The organism is Vibrio sp. 1S139 (genome assembly GCF_041439475.1).
In the GTDB taxonomy this organism is placed as follows: Bacteria; Pseudomonadota; Gammaproteobacteria; order Enterobacterales; family Vibrionaceae; genus Vibrio; species Vibrio crassostreae_C.
Genome location: NZ_JBGOOD010000084.1, coordinates 1 through 13,973, shown reverse-complemented (window position 1 = coordinate 13,973; position 13,973 = coordinate 1). Strand labels below are relative to the sequence as shown.

At 43.4% G+C, this 13,973-nt stretch carries 9 protein-coding genes; 2 read left to right on the top strand and 7 right to left on the bottom strand.

From position 1 onward, the window contains the following. Window positions 1-203: 203 nt before the first annotated feature. Complete coding sequence (locus tag ACED46_RS19795; RefSeq protein WP_371722239.1) at window positions 204-1,379, bottom strand: MFS transporter; 1,176 nt, start codon at window positions 1,377-1,379, stop codon at window positions 204-206. 259 nt (window positions 1,380-1,638) lie between these two features. Between ACED46_RS19795 and ACED46_RS19790 the strand changes: the two genes are divergently transcribed. Beyond that, window positions 1,639-2,529 (top strand): LysR family transcriptional regulator, encoded by an 891-nt coding sequence (locus ACED46_RS19790; RefSeq protein WP_017061891.1) that lies wholly within the window; start codon window positions 1,639-1,641, stop codon window positions 2,527-2,529. 94 nt (window positions 2,530-2,623) lie between these two features. Here the strand turns inward: ACED46_RS19790 and ACED46_RS19785 are convergent, their stop codons facing one another. The 6 genes from ACED46_RS19785 to ACED46_RS19760 form a co-directional block, all read right to left on the bottom strand. Further along, window positions 2,624-7,519, bottom strand: coding sequence for an ATP-binding protein (locus tag ACED46_RS19785; protein ID WP_371722240.1), 4,896 nt, complete (start codon window positions 7,517-7,519; stop codon window positions 2,624-2,626). Between the two features lie 70 nt (window positions 7,520-7,589). Then, window positions 7,590-8,615, bottom strand: a complete 1,026-nt coding sequence (locus ACED46_RS19780) for an HD-GYP domain-containing protein (protein WP_029235511.1) — start codon at window positions 8,613-8,615, stop codon at window positions 7,590-7,592. 310 nt (window positions 8,616-8,925) lie between these two features. Continuing rightward, on the bottom strand, window positions 8,926-9,690 hold the full coding sequence (locus tag ACED46_RS19775; RefSeq protein ID WP_017066723.1) for an ABC transporter ATP-binding protein: 765 nt from the start codon (window positions 9,688-9,690) through the stop codon (window positions 8,926-8,928). A 12-nt stretch (window positions 9,691-9,702) separates the two neighbouring features. After that, entirely contained in the window at window positions 9,703-10,653 is a 951-nt protein-coding gene (locus ACED46_RS19770) for an iron chelate uptake ABC transporter family permease subunit (RefSeq protein WP_017068462.1), read from the bottom strand. Continuing rightward, entirely contained in the window at window positions 10,646-11,599 is a 954-nt protein-coding gene (locus tag ACED46_RS19765) for an ABC transporter permease (RefSeq protein WP_371722237.1), read from the bottom strand. The genes ACED46_RS19770 and ACED46_RS19765 overlap by 8 nt, the downstream gene beginning before the upstream one ends. A 100-nt stretch (window positions 11,600-11,699) precedes the next feature. Further along, a complete protein-coding gene (locus ACED46_RS19760) occupies window positions 11,700-12,632 on the bottom strand; it encodes a siderophore ABC transporter substrate-binding protein (RefSeq protein ID WP_017066720.1) in 933 nt (310 codons plus the stop codon). 927 nt (window positions 12,633-13,559) lie between these two features. Between ACED46_RS19760 and ACED46_RS19755 the strand changes: the two genes are divergently transcribed. Further along, complete coding sequence (locus ACED46_RS19755) at window positions 13,560-13,769, top strand: hypothetical protein (protein ID WP_004731601.1); 210 nt, start codon at window positions 13,560-13,562, stop codon at window positions 13,767-13,769. Window positions 13,770-13,973: the final 204 nt, after the last annotated feature.

Sequence of the window (13,973 nt, the reverse complement as noted above, 5' to 3'; positions counted from 1 at the left end):
ATCTGTGTTGAGGCTTGAAAGTCAATGAGTCGATTTAAAGACGCTTACGATATAAGCCACGACAGCAGTTTTAAGAAAACGTTATTATTTAAGCCGTAAGCAAAGGCCCTACCGATTTGGTAGGGCTTTTTATTGGTCGCAGTTCGAGATACTAGGGTTTTAATCACAGTAACAAATTTACTGAACCACCATTCGATGAGCCATTACACAGGCTGCTTTTGAATACGCGATTTACGAGCACTGAATGCGAACAGCAAGATAACAGCTAACACGAATGGTAATACGTAGATATTGAGGTTCTGCCACCCTGCTGTCGATTCTAGCCAGCCAGAGAGCATCGCTGTAATCGTCACACAGCCAAAGACAATAAATTCATTAAACGCTTGTGCCTTAGCTTTATTCTGCGATTGGTAGGACTGACTAAACAAACCTGTTGCCGCGATAAACATAAAGTTCCAACCGACACCAAGCACAACTAGAGCCGCTCTGAAGTGCCAGATAGATTCGCCATGAATGTTAATCGCGATACAGACGACGAACAGAACCCCGCCTGCCAAGATCATCATTCTTGAGCCAAACTTCTCGATAAGTGAACCAGTAAAGAATGCAGGAACAAACATCCCCAATACGTGCCACTCAATGACGCCCGCTGCTTTGGTAAAGTCAAAGCCACAACCAATCATTACCAATGGCGTTGCTGTCATCAGGATATTCATCACCGCATAAGCGACCATGGCAGCAAACACTGCGCCAATAAAGTTAGGCGCTTTTACTATCACACTGAGAGGATCGGATTTAGGTGCCTGACTATTAAAAGAGACTTTTGGAAACTGAATTGTTTGTAAGATGAGTAACGCAAGAATGTTCAATCCAATCAAAGAAGCAAAAGCACCAATGTACAAGCCATCTTGCGACCACTGTTGCGACATAATCGCCAAATTTGGTCCTAATACCGCGGCTAAAACGCCACCAGCCATCGAGATGGAGATCGCTCGATGACGTGCATTTTCATCACACACCTCGATTGCAGCAAAACGATAAAGCGTGCCAAAACCTATGCCTATCCCAAGTAAGAACGTGGCGAAACAAAACAGATAGAAATTTTGCTGAGACAGTGCGTAAGTGGCAAGGCTAGCCCCTGTAATGCCAACCACATTACCAATGCTAAATCCTCGCTTTCTCCCTAACTTACCTGAAATTAGAGACGCAGGAATAGTGGCTGCCATTAAACCCAAAAACTGCAGTGCAACCGGCAAGGTGATCATGCTGACACTGGGTGCAATCTGCTTACCGATCAAACCAATCACAGAGATCAGTAATATGTTACCCGTCATCAACAAGGCCTGACACAGTGAGAGCAGCCAAACATTTCTATTCATCTTCGTTCCTAAATATGAGCACAGTTGGTCAATAGACCAAAAATTCAACAAAGTCGCAACACTTTGTTACTCATAGCAACTCTACAAAGCGACCAATAGACCAATAGACCAATAGACCAATATAAAGTGCTACCACCACATGACTTTGATTAGCGTTACTTAAGACGCTAGAGTTGAAATTATCATTACTTAAGATAATAATAATTTTCTGTTATTTATTGGCTTTGTTATTTATAGGCTTTAGTATTTGAAGGTGAGTATGATTAATCCACTTTGGCTCAATACGTTTAAGACTCTGGTTGAAGTTGGCCATTTCACCCAAACGGCAGAAAAGTTGTATATGACACAACCTGGAGTCAGCCAACACATCAAGAAGCTTGAACAAGCTTGTAATTGTGACCTGCTATCTCGAGAAAACAAGAGCTTCGAACTGACCGAACAGGGTCGGATTATGTATCGCTATGCGATCAAACTAGAGAAAGACCAAGAAGATCTTTTTGAGTCTCTGAGTTTTGATAACCCTTATGCTGGGCAATGTCACTTGTCTTGCTCTGGCTCACTCTCTTTGCGTCTGTATCCCAAGCTTCTTGAACTTCAACAGCAACACCAAGAGCTCAGCATTAACTTAGAAGCCGCTCCAAACAAAAAGATATTGAATGACCTAAGCGAAGGCACTACCGATATCGGCATTGTTAGGCATTCCCCGAACGACAGCTACTACCAAAGCCAAGTCATCGGCAAAGAAGCACTGTGTCTTATTGTTCACCACAGCCTTGCTGATTTAGAGATAACGCCGCAAGTATTGAATGACATTGGCCTGATTGCCCACCCAGATTCTGCACACTATCTGTCTTTGTATTTCGACCTTTGCGGAGATAAAGACTTAGCGAACATCAACGTTAATGAGATACCAAGATCTGGCTACATCAATCAGCTTCACCAGATCTTGCTACCCGTATCAAAAGGATTAGGTTTTACCGTGTTACCGGCTGGCGCGGTTGAACACTTCCCAGATAGAGACAAGCTACACGTTGTGCCGCCAAAGGTAGAAGTAGAGGAAACGCTGTATCTGGTTCAAAAACGAAACCGAAAACTGCCGCACCGATACGATACGGTTGTTGAGCTAATCAAACAGAACGTGAGTCGTTAGTTCGGTATAGATAGATTTAAAGCCTTTAGCTAGCTCGGTATTTCGCTATAAGAGCTAAAGGCTTTAATGTTGAAGTGATATTTATAAAAGACAACTACTCAGAAGCGCCAAGCCCCTCTTTTGCTCGTTCAAAGTCATAATTATCTAACGCACTTCGAACATCTTTGAGAACAACAGAATGTGGATACTGTGCCAGTAACTCAGTCACATATTGAGTTGCATCGTTATCATAAGCATCCAGCAGTGATAGCAACTGAGCATGCTGTTCTGACGTGATGCTCGGTGAATCAGAGGTATCAGCAAGACTCGCATCGGCTTCTTCAGTACTTGTCGTATTGAATCCCCCAACACCAGACACATCAAAGCTGATCTCAACTGCTTTAATCAGTTCGATTAACCCAAGTTCGCCTTGCTTAAGATCTGCTTCATCACACGCCTTGTTATGCGCTTTGCTTTCTAAATCACTGAGTAACTCTGCCAATCGCAATCCACCAATCGAAGCTGCCATGCTTTTTAAGGTATGTAGATTACGCTCTAACGTCGCCCATTCATCTTGCACTAGGTTGTCGAAGGTTTCCGACATAATGTCAGGCGCCCCTTGGCAGAATCTACCAAGCATCTTCTCTTGCAGTTTCGCATCATGATGAGTCAGTTGCTCAAACCTCGACTGAGAGAAAACAGGCTGCTCTGTTTGAGTATCGGAGTGTAATTCCGAACTATTATCAGAATCACTGGCCAGTATCGTATCTGAAGAGGTGTCTGATGGCGCTCGACCTTCAACTAAGACCTCAGGAACAATGTATCGAGTAATCAAAGACATCGCTTTATCAATAACAATAGGCTTATCCAAGAAGTCCGTGATGCCCGACTCCCTCGCTCGTTGTTTCGCATCATCAAAAACATTGGCTGACATTGCAATAATCGGTACATCTATATCGAATTCACGAATCAAACGGGTAGCTTCAAAGCCGTCCATAATCGGCATTTGAAGATCCATGAAGATTATTTCGTAGTCGTTGTTTTTAGCTAACTCCAGCGCTTCCTTTCCGTTTTCAGCAAGATCGGCATTTAATTTAGAGCGACTGAAAAATGCTAAGGCGAGATCTTGGTTCAGCTCATTGTCTTCAACCAATAGCACTCTTTGCCCTTTGAACTCTATCTGATAATCCAGTTGCAACTCTTGAGCTTTGAAGTCGGCTAACGCATCCGAGCTTGAGCGTGGCAATGTCAGTACAAAGGAGAACTCACTGCCTTGCCCGTAAACACTCTCTACCGTAATTTGACTGCCCATCGCATGAACTAATTTCTGGCTAATGTTGAGCCCAAGCCCTGTACCGCCGAACCGACGTGTCGTTGTGGTATCCGCTTGGCTAAAGGTTTCAAACAGCTTGTGACGGTTCTCATCCGAAATGCCTATCCCGGTATCCATCACACTCACTCTCATGGTTAGGCTGCTGTCGTTCGAGTCAACATGCTCCACCGTTAATGCTACGCTGCCTTGTTCCGTAAACTTAATCGCGTTGCCCACAAGGTTGAGTATGACTTGGAACAACCTCAAGGGATCGCCTTGCAGTGGCGTGTCTAACTCTGGGTCGATGACCATCGACAAATTGAGTTGTTTCTCAGCTGCTTTCGACTCCATTAGTTCAATCACATCTTTAAAGGTCGTTACGGGATCAAACGGGACGTTATCAATAACAAGTTGTCCAGCTTCTATCTTTGAGAAATCAAGGATGTCATTGATGATACCGAGTAACGAATGGCCAGAACGGTGCACTTTCTCAATGTAATTTCGAGCGACAGGATTAGATATTTCGCCAATCGCCAGATAAGACAAGCCAATAATGGCGTTCATTGGGGTTCTTATCTCATGGCTCATATTGGCTAAGAATTCCGATTTAGCTTGGCTCGCCAAATCGGCTCTCTGTTTCTCTTCTTCCAATTGTTCGTTAAGGCGCTTCATTTCTGAAATATCGAATGCCCAAAATAGTGTGGCGACTTCACCATCAATCTCAAAAAGATAGTAACTGACCAAAGCAACAAATCGGGTTCCATCAGACTTTCTGAGTACTAACTCCCTATTTTCAACTTTACCGTTAAGGTCGAGCTCTTCATGCACGCCATCACGAACGCTCAGCGAGTCATGGATAGCGGCAACGTCGATAGAAGACAACGCCTGATCTTCCATGCCAAACAAACGTTTTGCCGTATCGTTCGCGTAACGAACCTCTTCTTCAAATACCACGCTGGCTGCAATTGGAGAGCTATTTAGCATGTTGTAGAGTTGGTTCTGCGCCTTTTCCAGAGCTTCGGTTGCTTCCTTAGCAATACTGATCTGCTTAGTTAATTTACGATTCCAGAAAATAATAAGAAGAAGGATCACCAGAGAGAACACCGAAATGGTGGAAACCAATTGATAATTAACTCTTTCTATCGCTTTTGGCGCCGCCCACTTCGCCGATATCTTTTGATGTTCTTCAGCAGAAATACTCTCAATCGCCTTATTCACAATCGAATAAAGCAAAGGCTCAGATTTGATGACATGTAAGGTGGGTGAAAGGAAAAAATCAAGTCGTCCGACAATTCCAATCTCTCGATGACCAAATGAATCAATGAGGTAATTGAGGACATCAACAGTGTCGACCATGCCGTCTAAGGTTTTATCATCCAATCGGTTGAGCCCATCGGCCGTGGATTCTACCTCTACCCACTCAACGTTCGGGTACTTATCTAAAATCGCGTTAGTATTTGCCGCATTCTTCAATATACCGATTTTCCAACCATCAGCTTCTTCAAGTACCAAGCTACTAACGTCTCTTCTCGATGCAATGGCCAAACGACTTGAAAACAAGCTTTTAGCTGCTTTGACGTTATCTCCTAACGAACGATTCTCTTGAGCTGCTGAGACCAGTTCCACTTCATGATGATCAACCAAGCTTCGGGTCTCAGACCAATTCGCCACGTCAACATGCTGAATACTTAGCCCTGTTTTTTGTTCAATCAGCGTTAGATAATCATCAATCATCCCGATGTATTCACCGGTATTGGATACCGCTTCATAAGGTAACGAATTCGGATCGATACCTATACGTACATCCAGATTATCTTTAATCCACGCCCTCTCTTTTTGGCTTAGATTTAGGATCTCTCCAGTCAAGTTACTCGCTTGATAAACATCCGTAATATAGCGTTTCGCCGCATCTCCGAATGAACTAAATTGTTCGACAGATGGAAAATAAACATGGTTCCGCACTAACGAATTAACATCAAAGTAGAAAGTCATCGAACCAGAGTTGATACTCCCTCCCTTGGTCCTATAATTCGCCACCTTGGTGACTGATGAAAAGTGAGAGGTATTTTTCTTCTCTCCATATTGATCAACTAGGTTGCCTATGTACCAAGATTTGATCGGGCGACTATTGTTATCCGCTTGTGCGGTGATCACCTGAAAAGAACTGTCCGTGTCGAAAATTTCAAACACTTCCGTCAACTCTTCAAAGCGGTCGTTGACGATAAAATACGCAGATATTTGCGCGATAATATTCGCTTTTTTAAGGACTAGGCTTAAATCACTCTGAACCTGCATCTCGATAATTTGGTTTAAGCCGTCATCCTCCTGTTTAAGCCTTTTAATTGCGGCATTGAAGCTATCTCTGATTTCTTCACTCTTAAAGTCCACATAGATCGGATACTCAACTTTATACTCGTCATGTAGCGTTAGCTCTGCCATTTCAATAAAACGAGTATTGGTGATAAACCACTCTAGCACTCTTCGTTCAACCATTAGCAGGTCAACATTTTGAGCCCTCAACTGCGAGAATGCTGATTCAAGATCTTCGTAATCTTCAACACGATCAATGTCTAACTTACTCTTCAGAACTTCAACAGAGTTTTTAATTGAGGATGTTTCGTCGAACAATAACGCCCCTAATGATAGGTCTTTTTGGGATTGAAGTTGGAGTTTGCGGCGAGTTAGTGAAACAGGAACAAACTCAATATTAAGAACGTTATCACTTAAAAAGTGCGCATTAGGATCATCAAACTGAACACCAGAAACAAAGGCTATAGAATTATTGTTATCGATGGCTTTTTTAGCGGCGCTAGGTGGAAGTGTGACAACGTCACCTAGTTTATATCCCATGTCATTCAGTGCACGCTGAAGAATGTCGTGCTCTAGCCCGACTGCTGTGCTGTCTGGGTAAAAATACGGAGGGTTACCAAAGCCAAACACGCCTTTTAGCGGCACTCGATAGGGGGAACTGTCTAGCCACTTCGATAAAATCTGGTTCTTGTTATCAACGTCGAAGGTTTCAATCTGTTTGTTGATTAGCGTCAGCAGTTCTGGTTCATCGGTTCGAATCACCATTGATGCTTCAAACCTTTTCCAATGCTCCAGAACATAATTTACCGCTAAATCATGAACGCCAATCTTTTCCGCAAGATCCATAGTGGTGATAGGTTCACCGACCATGCCTTCGACATCCCCGGCCCCTAACGCACGTACTGCATCAATAACGTTATCAAAATCCACTCGCTCAATAGAACTCAATTTGACACCGGCTCGCTCCAAATCGATATTTTCATTAACCATCGCAATACGGCGTTTATTATTTTGATCTAGGTTTCCATCGAGTTTGTTGTCGATGGGAACAATCACTGCGACCTGATAAGGAATATAGGGAGCACTCGCAAGAAAACGGCCACCTTCACTTGGGTCGAACTGTTGGAATGGAAATACATCGCCTCGCCCGTCGACTAACGCGGCTTTAGCCTCGACACGCGAGTTAACTGTGACAAACCGAACATGAACACCAAAACGCTGTTCAAGATCTAATGTCCAATCTTTGATGATCCCAGAAACCTGCCCATCATCATCGATGAATGAGTAAGGATAATGGTTGGCCAAGACAACAAAAGTTACCGTTGGTTGGTTTCCCAACCACTGATTTAACTCAGTATCTGTTACCTCAGCAGCATTCGTAGATCGCATTAGCAGCGGCCACACCACAAGTGTAATGACCAGAAAAACAACCAAACGATTTAGCGACAACATCAAGCCATCACTCATCTCTAAATTTCTCTTTAATTGCTAGAATCTCAGGTAACTTCAGAAAAAACACATCAACGATAGTTGGATCAAAATGTTTGCCTTTCTGTTCTTCAAACAAGTTCAGCGCCTCATCAATACTCCAAGCTTTTTTATAAGGGCGCTCTGCGGTCAGGGCATCAAACACATCAGCAACAGCCGCAATTCTTCCAACCAATGGGATACCTTCACCAGCTATCTGGTTTGGATAACCACTGCCATCCCATTTTTCGTGATGATATTGCGCCACCTGAATAGCCATACGCATCAGTTTGGAATCACTCTGCCTACCAAGTATATCAACACCATATTCGACATGCTTTTGCATAATTGTCCACTCGTCGGCGTCCAATTTACCCGGCTTGAGTAATACGCTATCAGGAATACCGATCTTGCCAATATCATGCATTGGTGCTGCATCACGCAACGTCTCGGCATCTTCGTCAGTCATTCCCAAGGCTTTAGCTAGCACTTCACAGTAGTGACTCATACGCTTAACGTGCATGCCTGTTTCATTGTCTTTAAATTCAGCAGCTCTACCCAGTATGTTCAGTGTTTCTAGCTTACCGAGATTGATCTCTTGAGTTTTCTCTTTTACCTGACTAAACAACGCGCGTTGTTGGTCATAAAGTGCGATATGCGTTTTCACACGCTGGAGTGCAATTGCAGGGGTTATCGGCTTGGTTAGGTAATCGACAGCCCCCAAGGAGAGCCCTTTTACTTCGGCTTCTGGACCAATTGTGGCGGTCACGAAAATGATAGGAATGTGAGCCGTATTCGGCTGAGCTTTAAGTTGGCGGCACACCTCGTAACCATCGATGTCAGGCATCATGATATCAAGGAGGATAAGGTCTGGCTGTGGCACCATCTTCGCAATTTTGATACCAATTGTGCCGTTAATCGCTACTTTCACTTGATAAGTATCTTTGAGTATTGCCGTTAACACATCCAAGTTACTTGGGGTGTCATCCACGACTAACACTATGGGTTTCCGACTCATTGATACCTCGTATACAAATCAAACAGTTATAACCCTAGTGTAGAACGGTTTCCAGAGGTTAAGTAGAAAAAAAAGCAATTGATTTTCAAAAATGAAGAGTAGATCTGTGAGTGACTTCAAACTGGCGTTATTAGAAGTACGACCAGTCAATATTACGTCAGTTAAGTTATTATTATACAAGGGGAATTACCTTTGCATTGCAACATTTCACTAACAACACAGATACTATCCGAAAACAAAAAGAGCTCCTCATATGGGAGCTCTTTTCGTTCAACGGCTAGAAAGCAAAACAACCGAGTTATTCAGTAATCTAACGACCAGAATAATACATACAGATTCGAACACCATCGAACTCACGAATCTCAAATGGGATCTCGTAGATAGACTCCATCACTGATTTTTCAACCACTTCCGAAACCTTACCCGACTTAACCACTTTGCCTTTCTTCATCGCAACAATGTTATCTGAGTAACAAGAAGCGAAGTTGATGTCATGAATCACGATAACGACCGCTTTATTGAACTCATGCGCTAAACGACGCAACGTCTGCATAATTTCGACCGAGTGTTTAATATCAAGATTGTTCAGAGGCTCATCTAAGAACACATAATCCGTATCTTGCGCCACAACCATCGCGATAAACGCCATTTGACGCTGACCGCCACTCAACTCATCAAGGTATTTGTTTTGGATGTCAGTAATGCCAAGGTGTTCTAGTGCTGTATCGACGATCTTATGATCTTCGTCTTTCAAGCGACCTTGAGAGTGTGGGAAACGACCAAAACAGACCAATTCACGAATCGTAAATCGCATGTTGATGTTATTTGATTGTCTTAACACGGCAAGGTGCTTCGCTAGCTCTTTGGTATCCCACTCAGCCAGTAACTTATCGCCAATGACCACTTCACCCGCGTCGCTGTCTGTTAAGCGGCTCGCCATTGAAAGCAGTGTACTTTTACCCGCACCATTTGGGCCAATGATAGAAGTCACTTCGCCTTTCGGGAACATAGCACTGGCATCATCAACCACGAGTGACTTGCCATACTTCTTAGTTAAACCTGTTAATTTAATCACTACTTACTACCTTTACTGAATTCTGGTGCGTAACAACAAGAACATAAAATACAAACCACCGACCAAGTTAATGATCACACTCACTGTGGTTTCAAACGCCATTACTTTTTCGATAAACCATTGGCCTGAAACCAATAGAACGACCGCTAACAAACTGCTTGCGATGATAAGCACACGATGTTGATAAGATTTGAATATCTGACGAGCTAAGCTCACGGTGATTAAACCAAAGAACAGCACTGGGCCAACCAAAGCAGTCGATACCGCGACCATCACTGACACAATCACCAAGGTAATCTGAGTCAGTCGTTTGGTGTTCACACCCAAGCTTGTTGCGTTATCAACACCAAGCCAAAGTACATCAAGCTTAGGCGCTAACAACCAAAGGCCAAGCAAGCTCAAACCCAAAGGAATAAGGCTGAGGTAAACCAACTCGCCTTTCACGTTATTGAAACTTGCGAACATCACATTCTGCAGCACCGCGAACTCGTTCGGGTCAATCAACATCGCCAAGAAGTTAGACAAACTCGAGAATACGCTGCCACATACGATGCCTATCAACAGCAGTGTGAATACGTTGTTTCGCTTGCTCTTAAAGTAGAAATGGAACAGAGCAAACGAGAACAAGATCATCACAGTCACAGACATCGAAAAGTTTGCGATCGAGTCAATCACCCAGAAGCTAGCACTGCCAAACACAAACAGAAGTACCGTTTGTACCAGCATATACAAGCTGTCAAAGCCCAAGATGGAGGGGGTTAGAATTCGGTTATTAGTAATGGTTTGGAAAACCAATGACGACGCCGAGATCGCTACCGCCGCCAACACAATCGACAGCAATTTTGGTAGGCGCAGAGACAAGAAGAACTCGTAGTTATCCCACGTCAGCCCCTGCCCGATGAATAGCGCTGTCATACCCAAAGACGCGATAGCCAGAATCGCAATTTTTACTGAATCACGCATTCGACTTGTCTCTCATGATTAGGTAAATAAAAATCATGCCACCAAAGATGCTGATTACCATCGAGATTGGAATCTCATAAGGGAAGATGACGATTCGAGCTAGCAGGTCACAAGCCAACACCAAGATCACCCCCCAGTAGGCAGTCCAAGGCAGAATCTTCTTCATGTTATCGCCCATCATCAGCGACACGATATTCGGCACGATAAGGCCAAGGAATGGGATAACACCAACGATCACCACCACAGAGGAGGCACTGATAGCCACTAACGCAACACCAATGAAGACGATCTTCTGATAATTCAAACCGATGTTTTTCGCGAAGCTCTCACCGATGCTCGCCGCACTGAACTGGCTCGCGAAATAGTAAGCCAATACACAAGCAGGCACCGCGAGATAAAGGATTTCATAGCTGCCCTGCAACACGCTCGCAAAGTTCGCCATAGTCCATGCCGACATGGTTTGTACTAAGTCGTACTTATAAGCAATAAAGGTTGTTAGAGACGAAACAACGTTGCCATACATAATGCCAATCAAAGGCACCAATACCGCGTTCTTAAACTTGAGGTGTTGTAGGAAGCGAACCAATAGCATGGTGCCAAACACTGCAAACGCGAAGATAAAGCCTAAGTAGCTCCATTGCGCAGCATTGCCTAGCACTAGAATGCCGACAATGTAACCCAACATCGCACAGTCAATGGTGCCCATCGTCGAAGGCGCGGCAAACTTGTTCTGTACGATTTGCTGCATGATCAAGCCAGAAACACTCAATCCCGCTCCGGCAAGCACGATCGCGAGTAGTCGAGGAATCCGACTAACAATATAAATAGAATTGGCGTGTTGGTTGCCATTGAAGAAGTCACTAAAACTGATTTCAGCGACTCCAATCATCAATGACGCAACGCATAACACAACAAGAAATACAGCAGCTGCAATGGGTTTCAACATAGAAATAATACTAAAGGTAGGTCTCGGGTAGCCCGTATAAAAAAGTGAAAAAGGGCTTATAAGAACACTCTTATAAGCCCGAAAATCTGATGGTTAGTAACTATTGAATCGTACGTTCAATGTCACTAATCATTCTGTGAATCGCCGTCACACCGCCACCAGCCAGATACCAAGCACTTGAATCAAGGTAAACGATATTGCCGTGCTGCGCTGCAGGTGTTGCCGCAACCAGTGGGTTATCAAACAGTTGTTGTGCGCGTCCTTCTGATTTACCAATCGCTTTTTCGCGGTCAAGCACGTAAAGCACTTCAGGTTTTGCATCAGCTATGTATTCAAAAGAGATTAGGTTGCCGTGTGTTCCTTTAATCGGAGCCACGGTTGCACTCTTTGATTCCACGAAACCAAAGTCATCAAAGATGATAGAGAAACGGCTGCCTTTGTTGAACATCGCAATGTTGTTGCCGTTGTTCATTAGCATCATTGCTGAAGTTTCGTCAGACGCTACTTTGTCGTTTACCGCTGTGATAGAAGCTTGAGTCTCTTTAATGATCGCTTCAACTTCAGCTTGCTTACCAAAGATGTCGCCTAGCACACGCCAGTTTTGCTGAGCATCAGCCCAGTACTTGTCGCCTTCAATAGAAAACATGACAGTAGGAGCAATTTGTGCCAGTTTGTCGTAAACCTTAAGCATGCGGTTTTCCGCGATGATGATGTCAGGCTTCAACATGTAGATAGCTTCAAAATCAGGTTCGCTTAAAGAGCCTGTATTTGCCGTCGTATCTTTGTACGAAGCTAGGTAATCAGGCAGCAAGCTATGAGGCGCGCCAACTGGCTGTACACCAATTTTATCGAGCACGTCTAAGCTACCGTGGCCTAGAACCACCACTCGCTGTGGTACTTCAGTAAACTGCGCTGTGCCTTTCACATGCTCAATGGTGACGGTTTCCGCATGCGCGGTCATCATGAATGATGATGCTAGAACGATGGCAAGCCCGCTCAATAACTGGCGAACTGAATTGATTGTTTTCTTCATGTTTCTTCCTTTGCCATTGATACAAACCACCACTCATGACAATGAAAGTCACATTACTCATAGACGAGCATGGGGCGTACACAACTGCTAAATAACGATAATTTAAAGTCTGTCATTGGATTGACAACAAACTTGCAACGCAAGTGAGAACTATTATCAATTATATTTGCACTAAATTGGCGATACAACAACTTTATTATTCAGAAACGTAAAAGTGAGTATTCATATTTTGCGTAGTCAGGAGAGGTATTAGGAATCAGAAATATCAAAAAGACGCGAAGAGGAAAATACTCATCAACCTGAAGAAAAAAACAGATGGGGAAAGCACCCAAAAACCCTGTAATTACAACGCTGAACCCCAAAATCATGGATTGTAATTTACAATGTAAAGATCATATACAACAGAGACTTAATCATCACCAAATTAGCTGATCAATTAAACCCACTAATGACAACGAATACGAACAGCTGAAAAGCCAAGACTCAGTCAGATATCATGGTCAAATCCCTGACCTTCGCTCATTTAACCTTCAGTAACCGATGGTAAATCACCCAAAAATATTTTTGAATTTAATTGAAATAGGGTTGTAATTTTGAAAACTAGGCGTATAGTTCGCCACCTGGCTCTAATCTATAGAGCTGTTAATGCTAAAGTAAGTCCAAGTTCCACATAGACAGTTCTCGATTCCCTCGTTACACCATCTCTGCGTCAGCTTTCACCCAGATAGTCATTCAATAGCTTTTAAATTCGATCCTACTACCGATCTATCGTCATTTGCTCTTTTGTCAGCGAAGTCAGAATAGATCGAGCACTTAAATACAAATGTAATAAACACAAGGCACAGTTATGTCACGCAGAACAACACGACAAACCCATTGGTACCAACTATCACGCGAAAAAACAGTCAATAAACTAAAAGGTAATAAATGCTCAAGATTAAAATAGATTTACACAAAGAAGAGATTTCATGGGTCACCGAGATTCGACAGCTCAATAGCGATATACTCCACCGCCACATATTGCCCAAGCTACAACATCACAGCTATCTCATCGACTTTGAATTTAATGAACGAGAAAGCATCGGAACTATCGTTTCAGGCAACGGAAACACCCTAGGACATTTCACACTCCTATAGCATTTCCCAAAGGCTACAAAAGAAACACCATCTAGTCCCAAAGATGTAAAAGATGTCACCCTCAATTCGCTCTAGCAGAACAAAATAGAGTAGAAGTAAAACAGATCTGAAACCTAGCCTTTTTGCATTTCACACGCGGCTAACGCTAGCTCATAGACAGAACCTTAAGCACTAAGCTCAGCGTAAATTCCGTCTAACGTAATG